At 56.2% G+C, this 24,169-nt stretch carries 20 protein-coding genes and 3 pseudogenes; 15 read left to right on the top strand and 8 right to left on the bottom strand.

Going from position 1 to position 24,169, the window contains the following annotated elements; translation table 11 throughout:
- Positions 1 to 145: 145 nt before the first annotated feature.
- Genes ACMGFG_RS22670 through ACMGFG_RS22655 form a run of 4 tightly spaced genes read left to right on the top strand, consistent with a single transcriptional unit; the run spans position 146 to position 4,524 of the window.
- Positions 146 to 1,189, top strand: a complete 1,044-nt coding sequence (locus ACMGFG_RS22670) for a glycosyltransferase family 2 protein (RefSeq protein ID WP_436932560.1) — start codon at positions 146 to 148, stop codon at positions 1,187 to 1,189.
- Entirely contained in the window at positions 1,186 to 2,286 is a 1,101-nt protein-coding gene (locus tag ACMGFG_RS22665; protein WP_436932559.1) for a glycosyltransferase family 4 protein, read from the top strand. Before ACMGFG_RS22670 ends, ACMGFG_RS22665 begins: the two co-directional genes overlap by 4 nt.
- Positions 2,287 to 2,313: 27 nt before the next feature.
- On the top strand, positions 2,314 to 3,402 hold the full coding sequence (locus ACMGFG_RS22660) for a glycosyltransferase family 4 protein (RefSeq protein WP_436932558.1): 1,089 nt from the start codon (positions 2,314 to 2,316) through the stop codon (positions 3,400 to 3,402).
- A 3-nt stretch (positions 3,403 to 3,405) separates the two neighbouring features.
- Positions 3,406 to 4,524, top strand: a complete 1,119-nt coding sequence (locus tag ACMGFG_RS22655; RefSeq protein WP_436932557.1) for a glycosyltransferase family 4 protein — start codon at positions 3,406 to 3,408, stop codon at positions 4,522 to 4,524.
- 11 nt (positions 4,525 to 4,535) lie between these two features.
- On the opposite strand, the gene ACMGFG_RS22650 is transcribed toward ACMGFG_RS22655, so the two are convergent.
- Both ACMGFG_RS22650 and ACMGFG_RS22645 read right to left on the bottom strand, forming a co-directional pair.
- A complete protein-coding gene (locus ACMGFG_RS22650; protein WP_436932556.1) occupies positions 4,536 to 4,790 on the bottom strand; it encodes a hypothetical protein in 255 nt (84 codons plus the stop codon).
- A gap of 12 nt (positions 4,791 to 4,802) precedes the next feature.
- Positions 4,803 to 5,147 (bottom strand): sulfatase-like hydrolase/transferase, encoded by a 345-nt coding sequence (locus tag ACMGFG_RS22645; RefSeq protein WP_436932555.1) that lies wholly within the window; start codon positions 5,145 to 5,147, stop codon positions 4,803 to 4,805.
- A 157-nt stretch (positions 5,148 to 5,304) separates the two neighbouring features.
- Between ACMGFG_RS22645 and ACMGFG_RS22640 the strand changes: the two are divergent.
- A pseudogene (locus ACMGFG_RS22640) lies at positions 5,305 to 5,943 on the top strand (IS6 family transposase).
- On the opposite strand, the gene ACMGFG_RS22635 reads toward ACMGFG_RS22640, so the two are convergent.
- A complete protein-coding gene (locus ACMGFG_RS22635; protein ID WP_436932554.1) occupies positions 5,929 to 6,192 on the bottom strand; it encodes an alkaline phosphatase family protein in 264 nt (87 codons plus the stop codon). The pseudogene ACMGFG_RS22640 and the gene ACMGFG_RS22635 sit on opposite strands and share 15 nt — an antisense overlap.
- 477 nt (positions 6,193 to 6,669) lie before the next feature.
- Between ACMGFG_RS22635 and ACMGFG_RS22630 the strand changes: the two genes are divergently transcribed.
- From ACMGFG_RS22630 to ACMGFG_RS22620, 3 genes are all read left to right on the top strand, one after another.
- Positions 6,670 to 7,557 carry a glycosyltransferase family 2 protein gene (locus tag ACMGFG_RS22630; RefSeq protein ID WP_436932553.1) on the top strand — a complete coding sequence of 296 codons (888 nt, stop codon included), beginning with the start codon at positions 6,670 to 6,672 and terminating at the stop codon, positions 7,555 to 7,557.
- Positions 7,558 to 7,627: 70 nt separating this feature from the next.
- The gene (locus ACMGFG_RS22625) at positions 7,628 to 9,076 is read left to right on the top strand and encodes a sulfatase-like hydrolase/transferase (protein WP_436932552.1); all 1,449 of its coding nucleotides are present in this window, start codon (positions 7,628 to 7,630) and stop codon (positions 9,074 to 9,076) included.
- A 163-nt stretch (positions 9,077 to 9,239) separates the two neighbouring features.
- Positions 9,240 to 11,102: a glycosyltransferase family 39 protein gene (locus ACMGFG_RS22620; RefSeq protein ID WP_436932551.1), complete on the top strand. Its 1,863-nt coding sequence runs from the start codon at positions 9,240 to 9,242 to the stop codon at positions 11,100 to 11,102.
- A 62-nt stretch (positions 11,103 to 11,164) separates the two neighbouring features.
- Here the strand turns inward: ACMGFG_RS22620 and ACMGFG_RS22615 are convergent, their stop codons facing one another.
- On the bottom strand, positions 11,165 to 12,577 hold the full coding sequence (locus ACMGFG_RS22615; RefSeq protein WP_436932550.1) for a flippase: 1,413 nt from the start codon (positions 12,575 to 12,577) through the stop codon (positions 11,165 to 11,167).
- Between the two features lie 201 nt (positions 12,578 to 12,778).
- On the opposite strand from ACMGFG_RS22615, the gene ACMGFG_RS22610 reads away from it, so the two are divergent.
- From ACMGFG_RS22610 to ACMGFG_RS22600, 3 genes are read left to right on the top strand one after another with little or no spacing between them, the layout of a single operon-like run.
- Positions 12,779 to 13,249, top strand: a complete 471-nt coding sequence (locus ACMGFG_RS22610; RefSeq protein WP_436932549.1) for a dTDP-4-dehydrorhamnose 3,5-epimerase family protein — start codon at positions 12,779 to 12,781, stop codon at positions 13,247 to 13,249.
- Between the two features lie 3 nt (positions 13,250 to 13,252).
- Positions 13,253 to 14,326 (top strand): glucose-1-phosphate thymidylyltransferase, encoded by a 1,074-nt coding sequence (locus tag ACMGFG_RS22605; protein WP_436932548.1) that lies wholly within the window; start codon positions 13,253 to 13,255, stop codon positions 14,324 to 14,326.
- Between the two features lie 2 nt (positions 14,327 to 14,328).
- A complete protein-coding gene (locus ACMGFG_RS22600) occupies positions 14,329 to 14,508 on the top strand; it encodes a hypothetical protein (RefSeq protein WP_436932547.1) in 180 nt (59 codons plus the stop codon).
- Here the strand turns inward: ACMGFG_RS22600 and rfbD are convergent, their stop codons facing one another.
- Positions 14,509 to 15,393, bottom strand: a complete 885-nt coding sequence (gene rfbD, locus ACMGFG_RS22595; RefSeq protein WP_436932546.1) for a dTDP-4-dehydrorhamnose reductase — start codon at positions 15,391 to 15,393, stop codon at positions 14,509 to 14,511.
- Positions 15,394 to 15,445: 52 nt separating this feature from the next.
- Here rfbD and rfbB point away from each other — a divergent pair, with 52 nt between their 5' ends.
- Positions 15,446 to 16,369 carry a dTDP-glucose 4,6-dehydratase gene (gene rfbB / locus ACMGFG_RS22590; RefSeq protein ID WP_436932545.1) on the top strand — a complete coding sequence of 308 codons (924 nt, stop codon included), beginning with the start codon at positions 15,446 to 15,448 and terminating at the stop codon, positions 16,367 to 16,369.
- Positions 16,370 to 17,430: 1,061 nt separating this feature from the next.
- Here the strand turns inward: rfbB and ACMGFG_RS24300 are convergent.
- Positions 17,431 to 18,063 (bottom strand): annotated as a pseudogene (locus ACMGFG_RS24300) (DUF8008 family protein); the annotation flags it as partial.
- Positions 18,064 to 18,075: 12 nt separating this feature from the next.
- Complete coding sequence (locus tag ACMGFG_RS22580; protein WP_436932543.1) at positions 18,076 to 18,312, bottom strand: hypothetical protein; 237 nt, start codon at positions 18,310 to 18,312, stop codon at positions 18,076 to 18,078.
- A gap of 252 nt (positions 18,313 to 18,564) precedes the next feature.
- Here ACMGFG_RS22580 and ACMGFG_RS22575 point away from each other — a divergent pair.
- Positions 18,565 to 19,199 (top strand): annotated as a pseudogene (locus tag ACMGFG_RS22575) (IS6 family transposase).
- Between the two features lie 1,308 nt (positions 19,200 to 20,507).
- A complete protein-coding gene (locus tag ACMGFG_RS22570) occupies positions 20,508 to 21,602 on the top strand; it encodes a glycosyltransferase (RefSeq protein WP_436932542.1) in 1,095 nt (364 codons plus the stop codon).
- Positions 21,603 to 21,641: 39 nt separating this feature from the next.
- On the opposite strand, the gene ACMGFG_RS22565 is transcribed toward ACMGFG_RS22570, so the two are convergent.
- Positions 21,642 to 22,844 carry a glycosyltransferase gene (locus ACMGFG_RS22565; protein ID WP_436932541.1) on the bottom strand — a complete coding sequence of 401 codons (1,203 nt, stop codon included), beginning with the start codon at positions 22,842 to 22,844 and terminating at the stop codon, positions 21,642 to 21,644.
- 227 nt (positions 22,845 to 23,071) lie between these two features.
- Between ACMGFG_RS22565 and ACMGFG_RS22560 the strand changes: the two genes are divergently transcribed.
- A complete protein-coding gene (locus ACMGFG_RS22560; RefSeq protein WP_436932540.1) occupies positions 23,072 to 24,091 on the top strand; it encodes a DUF8471 domain-containing protein in 1,020 nt (339 codons plus the stop codon).
- The last annotated feature ends 78 nt before the right edge of the window (positions 24,092 to 24,169 follow it).

Below are 24,169 nucleotides of genomic sequence, written 5' to 3'. Positions count from 1 at the left end.
TCGGTGTCCAGTGTTTTGAAGACCTGTTCTACCGTAGCGTTATCTGGTAGGACGGAGCTGGTCGTAGACACATCAGATTCGTCCTACCGCTTCCTTGTGAGGACTTCTGCACCACCGCCCTATAAGTTAACTATTCCGAATGTAGGTGGCATCCCACATACCATTAGACCTAAGAGGGGTTATTCATACATTTATCGGTAACGTGGCTCTTACAGTCGAATCAGAATACAAGGAAACGGGCAACCAGCGGATGGTTGAGTGTTCAGTAGTTTTGCCCGTCTACAACGAGAGCGGAAATCTCCAGCCGCTTGCAAATGAGTTATCGGAAGTCTTGGAGCAAGAATATGACCGTTGGGAGGTTGTCTTCGTTGACGATGGGTCTTCCGACGGGAGCCTTGATGTTCTTGAAGCGATCCACAAGGAGGACAACCGTTTCCGAGTTATCGAGTTCCGACGCAATTTCGGTCAGAGTGCGGCAATGGACGCAGGCTTAGAATATGCGAAGGGTGAGGTCATTGTGACAATGGATTCGGATGGGCAAAACGACCCTGCGGACATTCCTAAGCTCATCACGAAGCTAGAGGAGGGTTATGACTGTGTGTCCGGGTGGCGGGCAGACCGGAACGACCCGCTGGGCAAGCGCGTCTCTTCCCAAGTAGCTTCTTACCTCCGAAAGCTTTTTTTAGGTACTGATCTCAATGATTACGGCTGTACTCTCAAGGCCTTCCGTCGTGAGGCCGCCAGGGATATAGACCTTGACGGTGAGATGCATCGGTACATCCCTGCTCTATTGTCCTGGCGAGGATATCGTATTTCTGAGGTTAAGGTTAACCACAGGCCCCGCCGCAACGGCGAGACGAAGTACTCTTGGCAACGACTACCGAAAGGGTTCATGGATCTTTTAAACGTCTGGTTCTGGCAGAAGTTCTCTGGGCGCCCGTTGCACATCTTCGGCGGACTAGGGATCATGTCAATGGGCATCGGCTCGTTAGCGGGGCTGTATACTGTGTGGCTGAAGTTGGTCAGCGGGGCGAACCTCTCTGATACGGCAATGCCGCTGTTCGCAGTGTTTATGGTGATGATCGGTGTACAATTTTTCATCTCCGGTATTTTGGCCGATATCGGGATCAAGGGGTACCAATATGCTAAGCAGGAAAGGCCGTATCGAGTGAAGCAGGTCCTCGAATGAGCCGGATCCTCTTGGTGAACTATGAGTTTCCGCCAGTTGGTGGTGGCGGTGGCGTCGCGGCCAAGACGATCGCTTCTGATCTCGTGGATCGAGATCACGACGTGGACTACGTGACAAGCCTCTATCCCGGTCAGCCGACACACGAGGTCATCGACGGGATCGATGTCTACCGGGTCCCAGTCGGTCGCCGCGACAAGAGCACCGCGTCCTTGCACTCAATGCTCGCCTACCCCGTTTCCGGGTTCCCACGCTGCGTCCGCCTTTGCCGCCGCCACGACTACGATGTTGTCAACTCCCACTTCGCGGTCCCTTCGGGGCCGCTCGGGGTCGCCATCTCGGAAGCGTTCGACATTGAGCACGTCCTTTCGATTCACGGGGGGGACATTCACGATCCGACGAAGGATTTCTCCCCGCATAACAAGTGGTACCTCCGCGAAGTCGTCTCAAGAGTGATAAACAGCGCCGACCGCGTCATCGCCCAGTCAAGCGACACGCGAGACAACGCCTACCGGTACTACGACCTGGCGGAGACGACAGACATCGACGTCGTTCCCCTCCCGTACGACCCTCACGAGTTTGAGTCCGTAGACAGAGCGACGCTCGGCTTGGAGGAGGACGTGACCTACACAGTGTCGATCGGACGCCTCGTCGAGCGGAAGGGCTATCGATATCTGATCGAGGCCATCTCGGAACTCGCGGAGGACATCGAGGCACTCATCATCGGAGAGGGTCCGCTCCGTGAGTCGCTAGAAGCGTATGCTCGTAAGCACGGCGTCGCCGATAGGATCCACTTCCTTGGATACGTCGACGAAGACCGGAAGTTCCAGTACCTGGAGTGTGGCGACGTGTATGTCCTCAGTTCGATTCACGAGGGGTTCGGGATCGTGCTTCAGGAAGCGATGCAGGTAGGTCTCCCGATCGTCGCGACGGATAATGGGGGGCAGACGGACCTGCTAGAATCGGTGAAGAGTGAATTAGTACCACCCAAAGCACCTGACCAACTGGCGGGTAGTATTGAAAAAGTTACGTCAGATCGAAACCGTTATGTACAGACACAGACTGTCGATTCGTCTTACAGTGAATTGCTCGTGGAGTAGCTGGGTAGATCGGAATATGATATTGAAATGAAGGTTGGGTTTGATGCTCGAACTTTGTCTATTCGAGGCGGGTCAAAAAAGTACTCTGAGAACATAATTCAGGCAACCGGTGAGTTAGTTGATGAAGTAAAATTATACGGTGAGAATTATGGGGGATTTTCCCGTTACATCCAATCAACCCCTCTAAGAATCCTTTGGGAGAATGTCGCATTCCCTATCCAATCACATATAGATGATGTCGATATTTTCCACGGTCTCAAGTACGCTGTGCCGATAAATTCCTCAGTTCCGACAGTTGTGACCATCCATGATGTCCTTGAGTTCAAGCAAATGAATATGAAGACTAGCGATGAGGTATATGCCCGAATTTGGAGACAATATGCTAGGTCAGCTGATCATATTATCGTTCCATCACACTCAACGAAAGATGATGTCGTCGAGTTATTTTCTATAGCCGAGGAAAATGTGTCCGTGGTCCACCATGGTGTTGAGGCGAAGTACTTCAACAGGTCTATCGATCGTTCAAGACTATTTGATTATCTTCAGTCCGAAGGTGTATCTAACATACGAAATAAAAAAGTTATATTGAATACAGGAACTGTAAGGCCCCGAAAGAACCAAACTGCGCTCATCAAATCCTTTACAGAGATAGCCAAAGATAATCCAGATGCTGTCTTGTTGGTCGCAGGGAAGATGGGCTGGCGTTCGGACAAAATTACGAGTGTCGCCGAGGACTCAACCATTAGTGACCGGATCCATTTCCTCGGGTTCGTCCCTGAAGATATCCTTGTTGCTCTATACTCCTATGCTGAGGTATTCGTGTATCCCTCTCTTGCTGAAGGATTTGGCTTTCCGGTTTTAGAAGCGATGGCGAGCGCTACTCCTGTCATCACCTCAAACACCACTTCGCTACCCGAAGTCGTGGGGGATGCGGGGAAAACTGTCGATCCTGAAAACATAAGCGAGATACGAACTGCGATCGCAGAAGTCTTGAATGATGCGACACTTCAGGACCAATTAGCGAAAGAAGGTCGTGACCGAGCATTAGAATTCTCTTGGTCAAGCGCGGCAAAAGAAACCGTATCTATATATGAAAAATTGGTCACAGACTCTTAACAGATGGATAGTTACGAAATAGCACTCGTCTCAACTAGTTTCGACCACTCTGGTATCGGCACCTACTCGCAAAACATATATGAAAAATTACAGCATATCGGAGTGAACGTTACCAAGGTACAGATTCGTCCAGAGGAGTCAAAGATCCAAATCGGGGAGGGAACCAACAAAACCGAGATAACAAAACTGGATATTCCGTTTGAACCTGACCTGATGTTCCAGTTTCGGTGCCGATCGGTGCTTCCTGATGATTTCGATCTCTTCCATATCGCACATCCTGGGATCTCCTTTCTGGATATTGAGCCGAAGGTCATCACGTGCCATGACCTGATAAAGTATCGCTCCCCTCGCAAATATACGGAGTACGTGACACGGGATTTTCTGTACCGGCCCCTACGCTACGCCGATCATGTCATATCTATATCTAAAACGACTGCGGACGATCTATACGATATCTTAAATTGTCATCCAAGCCTTGTCTCGACCGTGTACAACGGTGTCGCTAGCCACTACAAACCTCTCTCCAACGTCGATAACCAGATTTGGAACAAGTACAATCTATCCTCAGACGAGAGATATCTCTTATACATTGGATCTGAAGAACCTCGTAAGAACGTTCCACGACTCCTCAAAGCATTTTCGAGGGTCAGTCAGATTTACCCGGACCTGCACCTCCTCAAGATCGGATCTCCCTCAAAGTTCGGGTCACGGGAGAAAACACTGGATCTCGTTAGCGACCTCGGGATTGATGACCGAGTCCACTTCCTTGAGAACGTTCCAGAGGCGGAGATGCCCCACTTCTACAACCTCGCCGATGTATTCGCGTTCCCGTCACTGTATGAGGGGTTTGGCCTCCCGGCGCTTGAGGCCCTCGCTTGCGGGACACCCACTGTCGTAGCGGACGCAACGTCACTCCCAGAGATCGTCGGTGACGCAGCGTTGCTGTGTGACCCGGAGGACACGGACAGTATCGTGGAGGCGATCGAACGCCTGTTGACTGATTCCCAACTTCGTGATCGGCTCCAGTTCGCAGGCCCGCAACGCGCCGCCGAGTTTACGTGGGAACGCACTGCAAGGGAGACGGCGGACGTATACGAGTCAGTTCTCTCCGCACGACAGTAGTCCATCCCCCGCTAGGCATAGCCGAGGTCGGAAAGCTGATCCATAGTTTCCTCGTCCAGTTCGACCGCCGAACCGACCCGTTGCGTTTCGGGAACGTACGACATCACCTCCTTGATCCGAGCGTCGTCATCGACGACTTCCCCAGTGTCGAAGTCCAGGAGTACCGTCTTTTCTCGCGCTGGAACGTAGATCAGATGGTCTCCGTCGTGAGTAACGCCGATCTGGTTCGGGCCGTAAGCGATCTCTTGTGAGAGGAGGGGCCGCACGTAATCCTCGGTCTAGAGCGGGACGCCGTCGAGTCCGTCCGGGTGATCAACGCCGAGTTCCCGAAGAATTGTTGGCACGATGTCGACAGTACTTGCCGGGCCGTCACTCTGGGCGATACTGACCGAGTCAGACAGGATCGGCACCTCAAGCACGGGAGGGACCAGCGCGTGCCTGTGGCCCACGCCGGCTATCCCTCGGGGATCTTCGAAGTGTTCGCGCTCGAACTGGCCGTATTCCCAGAACTCCTCGCCGTGGTCGCTGGTGACGACGACGATTGTCCCCTCGCGGTCGTCGAGATCACTCAGGAACGAGCGGAGCGACTCGTCTACCTCACGGAGAACCGAATCGTAGAACAATTCTCGTCCGGTGCGATATTCTTGGAAAGCGGATTGGGGTTCGGTATCCTCTTCGAAGCGCCACCGATCGATCCCGTCAATCGCGGCCGAAGAATGTTTCGCCGGGTTCACGCATCGCGTTAAGTTAGAGGATGAGGCGTTCGATCTCGAAGTGTTCATGCCCGATTTCGAACGCCTCAACGGTGATATCGCGTGGATAGACTTGTCGTTTGTGGAGCGCGAGCGGACTCCCGACTGGGCGATTCAAGTTGGCATCCGGTGTCACTTGGCGGGTATGTCAACTCGGGATGCAAGTTAGCATCTAGAGGAGTTGGGAGTCCAACGCAGTCACGTTGCTATCCACAACTGGGTTCACAAAGCGGATCTACAGCCGATCTCAACAGTGACCGCGGATCAACTCGCGGTTGACGAGAAGATGATCCGCCTGCACGGCCAAGACCACTGGCTGTACGGCGCTGTCGATCCCAATACGAACGAAATTCTGCACGTGAGCCTGTTTCCGACCACGACGAAACAGACGACGCGGTGGTTTCTCGACGAGCTCCACCGCCGCTACCAACTCGACGACGTGCTGTTTCTCGTGGACGATGCAGATTATCTTGGACCGGTTCTCGCTGAAGACGGCTACCGATTCCAGATAATTCCGCATGGGAATCGGAATGCCATCGAACGTATATTTTGGGAGGTAGAACGCAGAACATCATCGTTTGCGAATAGTTTTAGCCATGTCACGCTTGAGACAGCCCAATCATGGCTCGAAGCCTTCGCCGTCTACCACAATTCACGCCAAACTTAACGCGATGGGTTCACGAAGTGGTTCGTGCAGGTCACCGAGCTGCACGTATCCGAACTTCGGCCCGCCAGTTCCGTTCCACCACTGTTTCGTCTCTGCCAACACCTCGACGGCCGGTGCGTCGTGCCGGCGGATCGCGGCCTTGAATCGGCCGCGGATCGGGATCTCCGCAGTTCTAACTGCGGTGAAGAACCGCGTCGCGTATCCAGACGCAGCGAGCTTCTCCGCGAGAGTCCAGATGTCGGAACTCACGCTATGGGGGGATCGTTCAGATCTTGGTTTCGCACGCCGTCGTCGGGGTAGACTGCGCCGTGTCGGTGGGGATATCGGCCGGTCAGAATGGACGGAACTGAACTGTAGGTTCAGGGAGCGGCCGTAACTGCTGTCGTGTAATTGGATACTTCGTCGAGGAACGGTGTCCTCTCTCTCCTGTAGTTGGTTCGCGAGAGTCGGTCGTTCCGCAGGCAGCCGATAGTTACGACGAGTACATTCTTTTTGTCGCCTATGTCGAATCCGGAAAGTGAATCCGTCGTTTTCCTGAACTTCTACCTATTATTCAAGCGATAGAACAGGGACCTAGTGGAGTCTATGACTTTTTGGAGTTCTATAGGTAATTCGAATCGTGACTGGACTTAAATAGTACTCTCAGGTAAACCCACTAGATCAGCACTATCGAGCAACGATATTAAAGAGAAGGATATATCACAATTGACCCGTAGTGGCGACACAATGGAGACTGGTCGTCCATCCGTCTATGCTATTATTCTAAACTGGAACAATTTCGAGGACACAGCGGCGAGTATCGACGCGATCTCCACTGTCAACTACCAGAATTTAGAGTTGATTATCGTCGACAACGGGTCCACGGATGGTTCCGGGGCGCGCCTCAGTCAGGAATTCCCCGACACGACTGTCGTTCAGACCGGACAGAACCGGGGATTCGCTGGCGGTATGAACGCGGGAATTATCCATGCAATGGACCGAGATGCGGATTACGTGTGGCTTCTGAATAACGATATTCGTGATCCCGATCCTGATCTACTGGACGTGATCGTCTCGACGTTTGAAAAGGAGGACGGCATTGGCATCCTCACGCCGCAAATCAACGAGTATCCGGATACAGAGGAACCCTGGTTCGTCAGAGGCTCAGTCGGAGACAAGACCCACGACGCGAAACACGCTGACATCACTTCTGAGAGTGGTATCGTTTGTAACGATTATGTCCCGTTTTGCAGCCCCGTGTTCAGTCGCGAAGTAATTGACACGGTCGGCCTCCTTCCGCAAGAGTATTTCCTCTACTTCGAGGATGTAGACTATTGTACGCGCGCAAAGGAGCGGGGATTCGATATCGCCACCGTTACCGATGTTCACATCTATCACAAGGTCGGCACCAGTTCGTCGAAGGCGACCCACCGGTACTACTATTTCCGGAACCGATTGCATTACGTCCGTACACTACGATCTATCACGTTACCGTTTCTTATAGATTATGTGTACTTTTTCCTCGGTACGATAGTGTACCATTCGATTAAAGGGAACTTCGACGTAGTTCGAAACTCCGCTCTCGGTGGCTTGCACGGCATTTCGGGTCGTATGGAGCGTGGACCCGTTCCATAGCGAGTACAGGTTCCCGGCGGATAAGCGCAGTATTCATTTTTCTCCAGTAGAGTTGGTAGGTAACGATAGAATGAAGCGCCCGAACGTAATTATACTCATCGCCGATACGCTCCGGGACGCCGATGTCAGTTCCGATACGATGCCTTTTTTAACGGAATATGCGGATCTGAGAATCGATCGCTGTTTTGCGCCCAGTTCGTGGACTGTTCCGTCCAGTGCCTCGTTGCTCTCAGGCGATTCGCCCATCGGTCACTCAGTGACGCGACCTACCGACAAACTGTCCGCCAACCAAGAGTCGCTCCCACATGCGAGCAGCGAGTACGAAACCGGTCTATTCAGCGAGAACCCTAATTTCAGCGAAAAGCAAGGCTTTCATCACGGATTCGACTTCGTCGATACACACATCGATCGAAAGCTTTTCTCGACGGACTTCGACGCCTACGGAGACCTGTCAGTTTCTCCCTCTGAAGCGCTCCGACTTTTCCGTGAGGCTTTCCGATCGAGTGCCCCACTACGGAATGTCATCAATATTGGATACGGTGCATATAGCCACTTTATCACTAGTGGAGGCGACGATGTATCTGATATATTTCACGGTTCCCGCGTTCTCTCGCATCTCAACTCATTCCTTCGAAATGGCAGACCAGCGTCGGGATTTGCCGCGGTAAATCTACTTGAACCGCACAATCCCCATGTTCCCACGGAGTCCGGGTGCGAGACGCTCGATATCGACTTCTCTGCCGCGGAGAGAGCAAACCTCAACGAGTTCGACGATGACCACCTCTTCGTCCTTAACTCCGACCGAGGGCCCGTTCGGGACCCCTTCGACGACTGGAACCACCTCTACAGCCGGAAGCACGATGCATACCTATCAAAGATTATATATCTTGATTCGCTTCTTGAAACATGGTTTGAGCAAATGGCTTCCGAAGTGCTCCGAGACTCCCTAATCATCTTCACAGCGGACCACGGGGAGTTGTTCGGTGAAGAAGGAATGGCCGGTCACCAGACGTCCTTACACCCCAATGGAATTCGAGTCCCGATGTTACTGAAATTTCCCGAGACATTCTCAACTGCGCGGTCTATTCCCGAGGGCCACGCGAACTGGTATCGGCTTCATGATATGATAAGAGGAGTAATGAACGGTGCAATCACTGACTCGTCATCGTTACTCAGTCAGCTCGTCGATACCGATCGTAGTCTAAGTGCGGTCGACGGACCAAACTGGCAACTCCCGGACTTACAAGAACGGTTCCCGTCCGACGAACTTGCTCGCATCACCGTCCGAAAAGTCTCCTTCGTTGAGGGAGACACCCAGACCGTCTTCAGGTGTAACTGGGGCTCGAGAGATATCGTACGCATCGACTACAAACTTACAGGCCATGGTCGACGGGAAATCGATAGGAGCGACGCCGTACCTGACGACGAGAGAGTGGCTCAGTGGTTGCGCGACGGAAAGCCATCGACCGGGCCGACCGGTGAAGTAAGTGAGCGGTTACGATCACTTGGGTATGTATGACTGCCCCATTCCGGACTGTCGATGATTACGATGACATGTATAAAGCGGATTGGTCCGGTAATTTCAAGAGTGGACACGTCAAGATGAGGCTGAAACTGAACTACCCCGAATTATCTCGACTCTCGACATCTGGATTATCAACACCACTCCTCCTTTTTGACCAATGACTAAAGACACATACCGATCAGTTACTACTCTCCTTGAGGAACGACCTGACTTCGAAGCTGCCATCGAAGAGATTCTCCGGGTCGACCGGGAGAAGGGTCGCTGGGACTTTGACGACATCTCGTTAGAGTCCGGGCCCTTCGGAGAGATCGTTTCGCGAGGTATCGTCGAGAAAGACGGCAGCTCCTACACTGTCGCTGATCGACGCGCCGTCGAACGAGCCCTCGCTGGAGAAGACTATTCGGACTCAGATACCCGAGAGCCAACCGCGATAGATCGCATATTCGATCTCGAATCAATTTCGGTAACCCTTCCACATCTCCTCTTGGGCGGTTTCGCCCTGATCGGCGTAGCCTTCCGTCTATACGATCTGGGGCAGGTCCCCTTCTGGATTGACGAGGCTCATACCGTTAGTACCGCGATGGGCTTGCTTGAGTATGGCGAACTCGTCAATCACGGCTCTCAATGGCCGTATCGTCGCGGCGCTACAGTGACATACGCCGTCGCCGCCTCAATTCGTATTCTCGGCTTCAGCGAGTTCGCGGCTCGTCTCCCGGTTGCCCTCGCTGGAATCGCTACGATCCCGCTCGTGTATCTGCTCGGAAGAGAGGTTCATTCTGTATCCGTCGGACTAATCGCCATGGGTTTGTTTGCAGTCTCTTGGGTTGATGTTGGATGGGCCCGCCAGGCGCGGATGTACGCAGTTCTCCAGCTCTTCTTTGTGGCCGCTGTGTTCGTCTATATCCTTGCACGTGAGGAGTACGTCTCCGATGGGTCAATTCGCCCGAGGTACTTGGGACTGTTTGCCGCACTGATTGTTCTGGCTCGCGAGACCCATCAAATGTGGATGCTGATCCCGGCTGTCGTCTTGGTCGACGCGGTCCTCACCCTGAAACCTGACCGACGTTTCTTTCGACGGCTCCGGATTGTGCTCCTATCGTCGATGGCCGGGTATCTGTTGCTCACCGTTGTCACAAACGACATCCTGCTGCCGGACCCGGTGATCGCCCCGGTACTTGGGTCTGGGTTCTATCTCGAGTATTTAGACCTCGTCCCCGAGTTCGTCGCCTCTCACTATCCCGTCGTCTGGCTCCTCGCGACGGTCGGGACGATCGCGATGCTCGCTCGCCAGAACGTCCGACAACTAGTTGTCACACTACCGTTCTGGATGGGTCTGTTCGTGGTCACGTACTTCGTGATGGGCATTCAGGGATTTTTTTGGCCCCGGTATCTCCTGTTTGCGACCCCGTTCCTGTTTCTGTCTGCGGCCGTTGGCATCGCAGAGGTCTGGCGGCTGTTTCCTGAGACCTACCGTGATTACGAATTACATCGTACAGAATTCCAAGCTATTGGTGTCTTCCTCGTCGTTCTTGTCGCGATAGTCGCCCTTCCTGGATTCTCAACGAACGTCAACGAACTATCGAATATCCATGAACCACAGCCCGATAGCAGGGGCGCGGCGAAGTTTGTCAAAAACCAATCGGACGCTGACGACGTCGTAATTGCCAACTGGCCGAATTATCTATATGTGTATGGTGTCGATATTGATTATTCCGCGTCAACATTTGGGACCGTTACGCGGAATGGCACTGCTATCGATGCAAAAACAGGTGTGCCCCCTATTGAGTCAAAGTCCGAACTAAAACACATAATTGAGACTCACGATTGCGGATGGATCGTCTATACTCCATACATGGGTCTGGAAGGGACTAACTGGGTCAAAGAAAACCTAACCCTCGTACGGGTCTTTGAACCGCCGTTCCCCGAAAAACGGGTAGGGTATACACTTCCGGCAGAACCAAACGAGGGGGAGCAACGTATTCACGTCTATCACTGGGAGAATGAAACTAGCGACTGTTGAGAACAGGAGCTTTGACAATGCGCTGTGAGGGTAATCGATAACTGACGCCGCACTGTCCGCGTTTATATCACCAGCTCACATATCTTAGTCCTGTGGCGTCGGAACGGGGAGTATGTTAATAATATACCGAAATAAACGGCCGCTCCGATCCCGATCACAAGAAAGAGTTTAGGGACCGTGTTGATGAGGACTATCGATTTCAGGCCCTTCACGATCCCCAGCATCAGTAGGGACGTGCCGATACACCAACCGAGCTCATCCCAGTTAACCCCAATCCGGAGAAATCGGGACAGATACCTAAAGTGGAGGGCATTGTTCAGGAAGGAGGCGAGTGCGGTCGCCAATGCCGCTCCGATGAGCCCGAATTGCCATACAAAGATGAGATTAAGCACCCCATTTGCCATAACGCTGTAAACCGTCGCCTTAGCGGCCAAGTCTGGGCGGTCGATTGCCTGCAACGATCGACCAACGATTACGTGAACAGATTGAAAAATCCGATCTAGCATCAGGACGATGAGTGCTATCCATGCCATTTCGAATTCTGAGCCAAAGAGCGTCTGAAGGATATCTCGTGACAGGACTAGCGTCCCGAAGAACGCCGGTATGACAAGAACTAAGCTGGGTGTGAGAACTTTCGGAATCATGCGTTCTATCTCTTCAATTGCTTCTTCCGCGTCCCATTTACTCATCTGGGGGAAAATGCTCGTGGCTATGGATTTGCTAAATAACATTGCAACGACAGTCACGCGCCAAGCAACTTCATACGCGCCGACGTGGCTCTGTGTGAGGAAGAACCCTATCACGAGGATGTCCATCCAACTGTAAACATATCCTCCGACTGATGAAATCCAATTAAACTTCGAGTAATCAATCACAGAGTTCAGGGAGGATCTAGTCGGTGCCGTCAAGAGTAAAGGCGATTTTATCCACCCCCACAGGATCACAAGCAATAGACTACAGATATGCCCGTACACTAGTCCAATTACGCCGAATCCGGTATTGAGAAATAGAACTCCAATTAGAAACCACCCTAACTTCTGTGTAAGCTGCAGCTCGGCCGTTTCACCGACTCGCAGAGTCCCCTTTAATACACTTATCAACAGATTCGATAACGTCTGCACGAACAGAGCGACAATTAGAAGCGGGACCCAGTCTGCACCCAGATACTCGTTGACACGCCCGCGGACGATCCAGAGGCAAAGAGACACCCCGGCTAGCGTCACAAATTTCAGGGAAATAGCAGAAGTAACTATCCGCTCTTTGTTTTTCCCCTCGCTAATTCTTTTTTCGACAGCTCCTTTGATGCCAAAATCTGCCGGAATCGACAACATTCCGAGAGCGGCAATGAAAAGGAAGTACTTACCCATGTCAGCAGCGCCTAATTCTCGAGCGAAGAGCGTTATACCAACAAACGTGGCAACTGAGCCCAGTAGCTTTGCCGCAAAGAGTCTAAGACTGGATCGTGCGAGGTCCATGATTCAGGCGTAAATCCAGGCGGAATGTGTTCTGATCTGATTTCGTGTCCTCATATAATAAGCGTTCGAAAATGAAGCCAGAGACATTTTACAACCAAGGAACTGAGGATATCTCGTTGGCATGACCCGGGATGAATTCTCTACTTCGGTCGCTATCGGGCATAATTATGTTAAGGCCCTCTTGATAACTTGTTGTACAGCATGATCCACGACGTCGAACTCAAAGACCTGCAGATCAACGCGGACGAGCGGGGCGAGTTGACGGAGGTGTGGCGCTCGGACTGGGAGTTCTACGCGGGCGAGGACGAACCCGAGATGTCGTACTTTTCGGTGTCGTATCCAGGAATCATCCGAGCGTGGCACCGTCACCATCGAGGCCAGATCGATCACTTCGTCGTCCCTCACGGCAAGGTAAAGGTGGGTATCTACGACGAACGTGAGGGCTCCCCAACAGAAGGGGAACTCGATACCTACATCATCGGCGACGGAAATATGCAGGCAATCCGTGTTCCGGGAGACTGCTGGCACGGGTTCAAGGTACTCGGCGATGAGCGAGCGACCCTACTTAACTTCCCAACAAATCTATATGATTACGAAGACCCAGACGAAGAACGTCTTCCGCACGACACGGACAAAATTCCGCTTGACTGGGACAAGAATCCGAGTGGATAACGTATGAAAGGTGTTCTTCTATCGGGTGGGACAGGATCGCGGCTCCGTCCCATCACTCACACAGGCCCGAAACAGCTCGTTCCAGTGGCAAACAAACCTGTCCTTGAGTACGCCGTCGAAGACCTCAAGGAGGCAGGAATCACGGAGATCGGGGTCGTCTTGGGAAACAAGGGTCGTGAAGAGATCCAAGAACTCCTTGGCGACGGCAGCGACTACGGAGTAGATATTACTTATATCATTCAGGGGAACCCACTCGGACTCGCACACGCAGCCGCCTGCGCTCGTGATTTCGTTGGTGATGACGACTTCGTCATGTTCCTCGGGGATAACATCCTCAAACAGGGAATCACCGATCTCGTCGAGAGTTTCGAACGGGGTAACTACGGAGCGAGTATTGCGCTCCAACAAGTAGATAATCCCCAGCAGTTCGGCATCGCCGATATCGATGAAGACGGAACGGTAACTGAACTCGTGGAGAAGCCCGACCATCCGCCCAGTGATCTTGCTCTCATTGGGATCTACGTCTTCTCGAACACAGTGTTCGACGCAATCGAACGGATCGAACCGTCCTGGCGGGGTGAACTCGAGATCACGGACGCCATTCAGACGCTCCTCGACGACGGACACGAGATCGACTCCCAGGTCATCGAAGGATGGTGGAAAGATACCGGTATGCCCGAAGACATTCTGGAGGCGAACCGTCTCGTCCTTGAAGGGCGACCGGGAGAATCAAGCGGAACTATCGAGGACGGTGCATCGATAGAAGGCCACATCGATCTTGCGGGGTCGGCAACTATCGAATCCGGTGCGGTTGTCCGCGGTCCAGTTTCGATCGGCCAAGAAACGACAATCCGAGACGGCACATACGTCGGCCCGTACACATCTATCGGTCCGAACACCACAGTCGAAGGTGTCCATATCGAGAACAGCGTCGTCATCGGCGACTCCGAGATCCACTCGAATGGAAAGATCGTAGATAGTCTCCTCGGACGCGGAGCAACCATCGGAAGCGCCGACGAGATGCTTCCTGAAGGCCGCCGACTCGTCGTCGGTGAGAACTCGAACCTCAAACTCTAACGATGCGCGTAATCACGCACACCTGTTCCGACTGTGGGACGGTCGTCGCTGCAAACGAACTTGAAGACCACCGAATCATGAAGTGTCCGGGACTGAACTGTGAGAATGTCCTCAGGTTTGAAGACCTCTCGGAGGAAGCCCGACAGCACTTCCTCGATAACCGGGACCGTTACCAGCTGTAGTCACCGCTCGTTCCAGACTCGTGCCACGTCTTCCCGAAGTGTCGGTTGTGGGCGCCCGAGTGTAGACTCGAGTTTCCCGACATCGAGACAGGTATTCTTGGGGCGGGACGCAGCCCGTTCGACATCCGCCATTGAGTTCTCCTCGATTAAGTCGCTACAACCGGTGTATTCTGCGATTTCCGTTCCGAACTCGTAGGGCGATACACAGGATCTGGAAGCCACGTGGTAGGTACCGGCCACGTCGCGTTCTATCATGTCGATCAACACGGTTGCAGCCTGTCCGGCTCGGGTTGGGGTCATCCGTTGGTCAGTGAACAGCGGGACGGTTTCACCTGCTTGGATCTGGTCTTCGACCCATGCCGGGAACCCTTCGAGAGTGCCGTGACTCCGATGGATCCCCCAAACGAACGAAAGTCGGGCGATGAGTACACTTTCCGTCGTCTCCCGTACTGCTCGCTCACCGGCAAGTTTCGAGTCGCCGTACGCTTGGATCGGCTCAGGTTCCGATGTTTCCGTGTACGGCCGCTCATCCGAGCCATCGAACACGTAATCCGTCGAGATGTGTACAAACTCGATGCCCCGCCCGGCACACTGGGCGGCGATTTCTCCCGGTGCATCACCGTTGAGTGTCTGTGCCCGTCCGAGTTCTCTCTCGCACTGATCGACATCTGTCATCGCCGCACAGTTTACCACGACCTCCGGCGTGTGTTCGTCGAGCACGTTTCCAAAGGTGGCGTGGTTCTCGAGATCGAATTGCGTCAGCGGGATCTCGAACTTCGGGCGAGTGGAGTGGTAGGTCCCAGCGACCGTCCAGTCCCGGTGTTTACCGGCTTGAACAAGATTACTCCCTAACAGACCGTTCGCCCCAACCACGAGTAGTTGCATATCGAACCATACCGACAGTACTGTAAATAGGTGCTGCAAACAACACTCTATCATGCGAATCCTCGTCACTGGCGGTGCGGGATTTATCGGGTCGAACTACGTTCGATATCTTCTCGATTCGCGTGACGATGTCGATATCGTCACGCTCGACGCGCTGACGTATGCAGGGTCGCGATCCAATCTCGACGGCATCCTCAACCACCCGAATCACGAATTCATCGAGGGCGATATCTGCGACCGTGAGTTAGTAGCGGATCTTCTCGAAGACACCGACGCTGTCGTCAACTTTGCGGCGGAGTCTCACGTTGACCGCTCGATCGAAGGGTCTGAACCGTTCGTGTCGACCAACGTTCAGGGCACCCAGACGCTACTCGACGCTGCAGTTGATGCCGATCTCGATCGGTTCCTCCAGATCTCGACGGATGAAGTCTATGGTCAGATTCTCGATGGGACGTTCAGTGAAGCGGATCCGCTCGAACCTAGAAATCCATATGCCGCGACGAAAGCCGGTGCGGACCTCCTCGCCAAGAGTTACGAGACAACCCACGGACTGCCGGTGGTCATCACCCGAACCTGTAACAACTTTGGCCCACGGCAACACTCGGAAAAACTGATCCCGAAGTTCATCACGAACGCGGCAGCCGGAAAGGACCTTCCGGTCTATGGTGATGGTTCGAATGTCCGGGAATGGATCTATGTCGAAGACAACTGTCGGGCGCTCGATCTCGTACTTCAGGAGGGAGACCCCGGAGAGGTGTACAACATCGGGTCAGGAATAGAGCGGACGAACTTGGAGGTAACCAGAGCTATCCTTGAATTCGTCGGTGGCTCGGAAGACCAGATCACCTTTGTTGAGGACCGTGCTGGACACGACCAGCGGTACGCGCTCGATACAGAGAAAATCGAACGGCTTGGTTGGGAACCTGAATGGTCTTTCGAGGAGGGGCTCAAGCGGACAATGGATTATTATCTCTGAGTTCGGATCTACTAATATATCGAGTGGAGTGAGAGGATAATATAGGACCTCACGTGCGGTAATGTCTCTCTCATAATTCTCTGGAACCGGATTGCCTACCTAGCTTCATTGGATGAACAGAGAACGCGCTGCTCGAAATTGGTTGAACAGTGGCTACTCGCCCCTTTCGACTGGCGACTTCTCTCTGACTCGCCGGTAAGCAACGAGTGCGGCTCCTCTCGGAGGTATACCTGAGCCAGTTTATCATATTCCATATCACATTCGCTGAACAGACCACGATATACAACCCCCCGAGATCCCGGTATCGAACGGAATACCCCTTTGTATTCCCTTTAATTCGGAGGTGAAACTTGGGCACGTCCCCGCTATAATTGCGTTTTTCGGCCCAATTCGCGCCTAGACACACCCCAAATCCACCGGGCGAAGCCCGTCGGCTGCAAACCTGTCTCGGCCAGATTCACAGTACAGACGCGCTCCAGCGGCCGAACCGCTGTACACGCCACGCGCCGAAACATGTCAACACCCCCAGCGCGTCGCACCCCCGAAATCGGGAAACCTTAGCTTGAGAAGCGATGTCACGCCATCCTTTCAATACCTACGACTACTGGTACGTATCGGTTCGCGGGCAGCCGGCGATCGCGCTCCGTGGGGATTTCGGCCGGCTGCGCGACGCCGGGGCGGCCCCAGTCGCGCGCGCCGGCGGGGCCCCTGGGTGTCTCGCTTCAGTTCGGAGGAGTGTCCGCTATACTAGCGGGAACCTCCCAGCTTTGCTATCCGGAATACTGCGACAGACAGTGCGTCTTACCCGCATCCCGTCGATCAACGAGGGGTGCAGCGATGACACATAGATGACACATCGCTGATTAGTGGGACTCCGCGGACAACTGGTGTCACCGGTGGGTCCAGTCCCGGTCGCCCGTGGGGTGAGCCGACGACTGCCGATCGAGACGCGAGACGACACGCTATCGACGCCGGGCGCACACCCGCGCTCGCTCGATTCGGTCGCGTTCGTCACCCGGTTCGTGCCCGGTCGGGCGGCTGGCTCGCCCCGTGAATGTTAGTCACTCGCCCCGCGGACGCGACTCACCGGCGACACCAGCTGTCGCCGGGGCTGATGTCTCGGCGTCCGCTGGCTCGTCCGTCGAACGTGTTTCGCCAGGGATTGCTGCGTCCGCTGGCAGCACCACCCGGCGTTCCTTGTACTGGAGGCCGTCGGCACGTCGCGACCGCAACTCGTCGTACAGCCGGTGGTTCGCCAGGTCCAGCAGCGCGTCGATCGTCCGCCGGGCGAGCTTCGTCGCGTAGTCCCGGCTCACGTCGTCCTCCTGGATCCGGATCCACGTCGCCAGCTCGCCGGCGTCGAGGTACTCCCGGACGCCGTTGCACCCCTCGTTCCAGAGGTCGCCAGTGGACTCCTGGCGGGCGTGCCAGACCTGTGCGGCCAGCCGGTCCGGCCGCGTGTCCGTGACGGATTGCAGCGTCGTCTCGTCCAGGTGCGCGAGTTGCTGGATCGGCAGCAGATCCCCGTGGGCGAGCGTGACACCGTCGTCGCGATCGAGCGGGTCGGCTTCCGCGGGGCGTCGGACGTACTCCCCGTCGTCTTTGCTGATGCGTTCGACGGTATCCCCGTGGAGGTCGAGGAGGTCGTCGTCCAGTGTGGGTTTGACGTGGTCCCAGCGGAGGTGTGCGCCTTTCTCGAGTTCACGTCACTGGAGTTCGCCGACCATCTCCCGGCTGGTCGTCGTGCGCTTGCGGAGTGCATCGGGGAGCGCATCCTGGCGCTCGACGGTCGCTTCGAGGTCGTCGACGCGCGTTTCAGCTGCCTCGCAGGCCTGGTGTGCTGCCTCGAGGTCAGTTTCGAGGTCGTCGATGCGGGCTGCCTCCCGTTCGACAGTCGCTTCGAGGGCGGCGAGCCGTGCTTCGAGCGATTCGCGGTCGGTCATCGCCGATCACCTCCCGGGATGGTCGGTGTGTACGTAGCGGGAGCCACGGGTTTACGGGCCACAGTAGATTTGCAGGGCGATGCGACTCGTCGTGCGGGACGTTGAAGTTCCCGCGGTGCGATTGCGGACATGTCGGTCGTTCCGACTCCAGGCGGCGGCCGTGCTGGATCACGGTCGCCGATTTTCCGGCGAGTTCCCCCATTTTGTTTAGTTAAGCGTAAAAAGTGAGGCAGGCGAATCTCTTGCTGGTTCATGGCAGAAATCACCCGCCTCAGCGGTCATAGAGAGTGGATAGATTTGGATTTTGTGGAGCGCGAGCGGACACCCGAGCCGGCGATGGCACAGGGTTTCAATCGCACGTTGGGGCTTGTCGCTGTCGAATACCACCGAGTTACTTGCAGACATGGGTGTCGAGCGGAGTCGGAAACCAGTCCACGATTGGGGTTCAGAAAGCCGATTTACAGCCCGAATCCGGTCGATCCCCGAATCAGGTCGCGCTCGACGAAACAGTGATTCGGATCAACGACCAGCAATACTGGCTGTACGCCGCTGCAGACCCCGAAATCAACGACCTGCTTCACGTCCGTCTCTTTTCCACGACTACGACCGCACTCACCGAGATCTTCCTCCGAGAATTGCGGCAAAAACACGATGTCGAAACCGCCGTCTTTCTCGTTGATGGCCCCCAACACCTCCAAACCGCACTGCAATGAGCTGGACTCCGATTTCAGATGCGTCGCCACGGAAATCGCAACGCCATCGAACGGATCTTTCGAGAGCTGAAACGGCGAACCTCGTCATTCTCGAACTGCTTCAGTCACGTCGAACCGGAAACCGCCGAATCATGGCTTCAAACCTTCGCTCGATGGCACAACTCCACTAACTAAACACGATGTCTGTTGCCGGCCGACCGGCTGTTTTTTCAGTACTGAAACCGGGGGATCCGTCGGAGTGCCAGTCGATCTCCTGGAATATACTGCCCTTGGCACCGACTTGCCCGTTGACGCGCTCGTCTGGTTCCCTCGGGATCCGTTCTCGGACTCAGTGTCGTTCCCGTCCTCACCCGAGGACCCCGAGTCGTTCCAGGTCTCGTCCGTGGATCTACTCTCGCTGCCGTCCCCCGGCTCTTCACTGTCGTCGGTCGGTTCCGCGGCCGGGTCACAGCTCAAGGAGACGTTCAGCTCTCCCTCGCAGGGAGTGTGGGTCAACTCGCTGATGGCGTCGCGGGTCTCGCGGCGACTTTCGTAGTAGTCCTCGGCGTAGGCTAATACAGAGCCAGCACCTCTCGCCCTTCTGGTACTCCTTCTCCGCGACGAACCTGACCACTGCCTCTTCCTTGGCCGCGACGTAGCAGTGGGCGTCCCAGTCCCAGGATGTGTCGTCGCGCGTGGCCCTGCTCAACCGGGCCGCCCGGAAGACCGACCCCGCACTCGAAAACCTCCCGGAGACAGTGGAGATGCTTGACGAGAAGGGGCGGATGTTCAGACGGTAGGGCGAGAAGATGCGTGGGGAGTGGGACCGGACACGTTGGGAAGTGCTGACTAACGAGGCGGTCGACACGAACAACCCCACGTTGTGACGGTTGAGCTCGGCAGAGATGTCTACTATGACGGATGTACCTTCGCTATCCACACATAGGGAAAAGACGACGAAGTCATCGTCGCGGTGGCGCGCACGGATAAGACGCTCGCCGTCAAGGTGAGCGACAACCTCGCGATCGGTTCTGGGTCGGAGCCGATGATGTCATGACTGGACTCACGGGTCAGAGTCGAACGGGGGGAGGGCCACGTTCGCAGGCGGTAGCGTGGCGGACCTGCAAGGTCAGTTCGAGAGACTCAACCACTACCGGCCGCGACTCGAGGCTGCACTCGCTGAGAAGGCGGTGGCCAGCGAGACTTGACCGTCTACAGGTACAAACGAGAGCTCGAAAGAAGACGGATCCACTAGTCGTCCGCCTGCACTCAAGGACGGAGGGGAGAAGGGGGAGCCGATCGTGGCCCCTCCAGGAGTCCCGGGGCATGGCACCGCGAGCGGTGACTATCGAGGAAGGGCGTCTCATGGGAGGCCTCGCCGGCGCGGGGCGAGCTGCAGGGATCACCGTCTCGAAGACAGTGGTGGCAGTGTTGTACCCGCCAGTGACCTCGAGCGTAGTATGGCGCGTATAACTAACTGAGATTGGGACAGCCCTTGAGGAAATGGCTGACCGGACTGTCCTCGTCTGTAATCCGACCGCCCAGTTCCGGACGACCGCGGACATCGTCCACGATGCGCTCGGCGAGGACGAACGGACGAACGTGACGCTACTGACCGTGGCATGTGACGACCCCCCCGACGGGGCCGTCTGCTACGCCGTCGTCGACGTCCCGTTCTTGAACTACACTATCCCGGGATTAAGCTTTCTCCCTTACTTTCTGCGGGCGCTCGCTGGCGCGGATGTCGTCGTAGTCGTTGAGTACGAGTACCTCTCCTCGGCCGTCGGCGTCGTCGTGGCGAAGGCGGCTGGTAAGCGCGTGATCTTGACGACCGATGCGGTACTCGGCGTCAACTGGCGCTACGGCCATCGCCTCGTGGACGCGGCCATCGTCGTCTACACCTACACTGTCGGGGTGGTCGTCTTCAACGCTGCCGACGAGGTGGTCGTCCTCTGTGAGGACCACTGGCGGGACGTCCAGCAACTAACCCTCCACGACGATATCCACGTCGTCCCCAACGGGATCGACACGGGTCGGTATGTCCCCGCGTCCGACGGCAATCCGGACCCCAGAGGGGGGTCTCTCGACCTGCTCTATGTCGGGCGCCTCGACCCGATAAAGGAACTGGATCTCCTGATCGAAACGGTCGATGAGTTGCAGCCAGATCTCGATGTCCACTTGAACTTGGTGGGAAATGGCGACAGCGAAGCGCGCCTCCGCGCGCTGTGTGACCGGCGCGGCGTATCCGACGCTGTGACGTTCCACGGCTGGCAGGATGATGTCAAGCGCTACTACCGCGAGGCAGATCTGTTCGTCCTGTCTTCGCGGTCCGAAGGACAACCGACGGTCGTCCTTGAGGCCCAGGCGGCGGGCGTGCCGGTCGTGAGTACGGATGTCGGATGCGTGCGCGAACTGCTCGGGGCTGGCGCAGTCGTGACCGATCGTGACCCGTCGCAGTTCGCGGCTGCGATCCGGGCGGTACTCGATCGGGAGTACGACAACCTGCAACGCGCTGCCCGCCGACGGGCCGTCACCGCTTACGACAGGCGACGGACAAAGCGGCATTACTCCCGGCTGATCAACGGTACGACCGCGTGACTGGCCAGCGGCCTCGGCCACCGCGACCCGCGGCGAACGTCAAGTCGCGAGTTCGTCGTAGAGACCCTCAAACTCGTCAACCATCCGGTCCAGCGTATACATCTCGAAGGCTTCGGTCTGGGCCCTGTCTCCCAGCGAGCGGGCGAGTGTCCGGTCTGTCAGGAGCCGCGCCATTGCGGATGTGAGTGCGTTGGGTTCTTCTGGGGGAACCAGTAACCCTGTCTCGCCATCGGAGATGAGTTCGACGGTGCCGGTGACGCGTGTAGCGACGATCGGCAGCCCCGCGGCCATGGCCTCTTGGAGGGCACCAGGGAGCCCCTCCCAATGAGAGGGGAAGACGAAGACATCCATCGAGTTGAGCAGTTCGGGCACGTCGTCTCGTGCTCCCGCGAAGTGGACGCTATCGGCGACCCCGAGGTCCGCGGCGAGGCGTTCAAGCGTGTCGCGCTCGGGACCGTACCCCACGATTAAGAGATGGGCGTCGGGATCGGTCTCACGTATCGCGGGCCAAGCGCGCAGGAAGTCGAAGTGGCCCTTACGCTCAACGAGACGACCGACGGTCCCGACGACGGGTGCCCCCGGCGGAATCCCGAACTCGGCCCGGATCCCGTCGCCGGACGCATCGCGGTAGGCCGCTAGGTCCCGTCCGTTCGGAATCACCCGCAGGTCGTTCCGTGCGACCCCCTGGTCGGCGTAGTAGTCGGCTCCGGCCTTGGAATTGGAGACGATGAGATCCGACAGTGATACGGTCGCCCGGTCGAGAGTTCTGAACAGTCGTCCCATCGAGTTATGGAACCCTCGCTCGCCGGTCACCACGGTTGTCCCCGAGGCCAGGAGACCGGCTACGCGGGCAATGAGGTTGTCGTAGAGTAGAAACGCGTGGAGGATATCGGGCTTGGCCCTCCAGACCAGAAAGACAAACTGGAGCGGCGCGAGAACGTACATCAGTGGGTTGACTGCGCCGGTTATCTCGTAAGGGTCGTCTCCATGGATCGCGCGTACCCCAAGCGTCCGGACCGTGATGCCGTCGTCGATTCGTTCGGCGAGCGGGTTGGTGTCGAAGATCGTCCAGATCACGACCTCGAACCGGTCGCGGTCCACGCCGTTAGCCAAGTCGACGATGGTCCGTTCGGCACCACCGACAGACAGTGCAGTGACGAGAATCCAGACGGTCATAGTCTCGGCCGTCTCGTCTGCACGGCTGGAGTTGTCCCGGGTACTCGCGTCCTGCGTCGTGAACATGAACCGTACCAGTTTCTCCCCCGAGAGCCACATCGTAATGGACTGGCTACTTCTGTCGGGAGCAGGTCCCGTAGCCGGTCTCCGAGGCGCCCGGCACGGCCGGCGGTTCACTGCCCATCTACTCCTCGCGCGCGACTACTGACACGCCATGCACTCACCGCCGGTTCGCCGGCTGTGGCACGGTATCGAACGTATACTTTTGAGTTCTGGCACAAGTCAGAAGACCAATGAGTAGGATCGGGGCTGGCCTTGAGCAACTCAGAGCTGCAGTGACGCTCGATGCGATCGGAGTTGTGGTACTGGTGGCGGCGACAGATCTGGTGTTCTTTTTTGGCGACGCGGGAACCGGTCTCGAACTCGTCCTCGGACCACTATTCGTGCTGTTCCTCCCGGGATACGCGGTAGTGACCGCGCTGTTCCCGCAGCACGGTGTCCAATGGACCGAGACGGAAGACGACTCCGCGCCCGAGGGCGTTGACGGCATAGAACGTCTCCTCCTCTCGGTCGGTCTCAGTGTCGTAGTCGCACCACTGTTTGCGCTCGCGCTCAACTTCACGCCGGTCGGTCTCGATCCGGTGGCCGTCGTGGCGACGCTCAGCGCGTTCACCGTCGCCGTAACCGGAATCGGAGCGTGGCGGCGCGCGCTAGTGGCACCGGAAAGGCGGTTCACCCTCCCGGCTGGACGCTGGACCGGGAGTGCTCGTCAGGTGCTCGGCGGTGGCGGCCACCCTCGGACTACCGTGACGGTAATCATTGTCGTGGCGCTCATGATCGTGGCGGGGAGCGTCACCTGGGCAGCCCTTGCGCGCCCGCCAGGGGAATCATTCACGGAGTTTTATCTCCTATCAGAGAACGCCTCAAACGACCTCGTGATGAACGACTACCCCCGCCAGCTCACGGTCGACGAGACGGCGTCCGTCCACGTCGGCGTCACCAACCACGAGGCTCGAACCATGGCGTACAGTATCGTGGTGTCACTCGAGCGCGTCCGGACTAGCAACGGATCGAGCACTGTCCTTGAGCGTCGGGCCCTGACACGCGTACGGACTCCTGAACTAACACCCGGACGAGGGTGGCAACGCTCCGTGGCCATCACACCACGGATAGCAGGTGAGGACCTCCGGCTGACCTTCTCCCTATACCGCGGCGACGCGCCCGAGAACTTGGCGTCTACACAGCCGTACCAGCGGACGTATCTGTGGGTCAACATTAGTGAGCACGGGGCACCCCGGACAACGCCTTCTTGAAGCAAGCCACTCTATCTGGCTGCTTTCCTTAGAACAAAAGTAAGTAGCCGGTATCTACCCCTCTATCTACTGGTTCAC

Source organism: Halosimplex halobium (assembly GCF_051414055.1).
Lineage (GTDB): Archaea > Halobacteriota > Halobacteria > Halobacteriales > Haloarculaceae > Halosimplex > Halosimplex halobium.
This window is presented reverse-complemented; position numbering and strand designations above follow the sequence as displayed.

What these genes read in the sequence shown, in the direction of transcription:
- ACMGFG_RS22665 (WP_436932559.1), top strand. Translation starts at nt 1,186, where the DNA reads ATGAGCCGGATCCTCTTGGTGAACTATGAGTTTCCGCCAGTTGGTGGT.
- ACMGFG_RS22660 (WP_436932558.1), top strand. Translation starts at nt 2,314, where the DNA reads ATGAAGGTTGGGTTTGATGCTCGAACTTTGTCTATTCGAGGCGGGTCA.
- ACMGFG_RS22655 (WP_436932557.1), top strand. Translation starts at nt 3,406, where the DNA reads ATGGATAGTTACGAAATAGCACTCGTCTCAACTAGTTTCGACCACTCT.
- ACMGFG_RS22630 (WP_436932553.1), top strand. Translation starts at nt 6,670, where the DNA reads ATGGAGACTGGTCGTCCATCCGTCTATGCTATTATTCTAAACTGGAAC.
- ACMGFG_RS22625 (WP_436932552.1), top strand. Translation starts at nt 7,628, where the DNA reads ATGAAGCGCCCGAACGTAATTATACTCATCGCCGATACGCTCCGGGAC.
- ACMGFG_RS22620 (WP_436932551.1), top strand. Translation starts at nt 9,240, where the DNA reads ATGACTAAAGACACATACCGATCAGTTACTACTCTCCTTGAGGAACGA.
- ACMGFG_RS22615 (WP_436932550.1), bottom strand. Translation starts at nt 12,577, where the DNA reads ATGGACCTCGCACGATCCAGTCTTAGACTCTTTGCGGCAAAGCTACTG.
- ACMGFG_RS22610 (WP_436932549.1), top strand. Translation starts at nt 12,779, where the DNA reads ATGATCCACGACGTCGAACTCAAAGACCTGCAGATCAACGCGGACGAG.
- ACMGFG_RS22605 (WP_436932548.1), top strand. Translation starts at nt 13,253, where the DNA reads ATGAAAGGTGTTCTTCTATCGGGTGGGACAGGATCGCGGCTCCGTCCC.
- ACMGFG_RS22600 (WP_436932547.1), top strand. Translation starts at nt 14,329, where the DNA reads ATGCGCGTAATCACGCACACCTGTTCCGACTGTGGGACGGTCGTCGCT.
- rfbD (WP_436932546.1), bottom strand. Translation starts at nt 15,393, where the DNA reads ATGCAACTACTCGTGGTTGGGGCGAACGGTCTGTTAGGGAGTAATCTT.
- rfbB (WP_436932545.1), top strand. Translation starts at nt 15,446, where the DNA reads ATGCGAATCCTCGTCACTGGCGGTGCGGGATTTATCGGGTCGAACTAC.
- ACMGFG_RS22580 (WP_436932543.1), bottom strand. Translation starts at nt 18,312, where the DNA reads ATGACCGACCGCGAATCGCTCGAAGCACGGCTCGCCGCCCTCGAAGCG.
- ACMGFG_RS22570 (WP_436932542.1), top strand. Translation starts at nt 20,508, where the DNA reads ATGGCTGACCGGACTGTCCTCGTCTGTAATCCGACCGCCCAGTTCCGG.
- ACMGFG_RS22565 (WP_436932541.1), bottom strand. Translation starts at nt 22,844, where the DNA reads ATGTTCACGACGCAGGACGCGAGTACCCGGGACAACTCCAGCCGTGCA.
- ACMGFG_RS22560 (WP_436932540.1), top strand. Translation starts at nt 23,072, where the DNA reads ATGAGTAGGATCGGGGCTGGCCTTGAGCAACTCAGAGCTGCAGTGACG.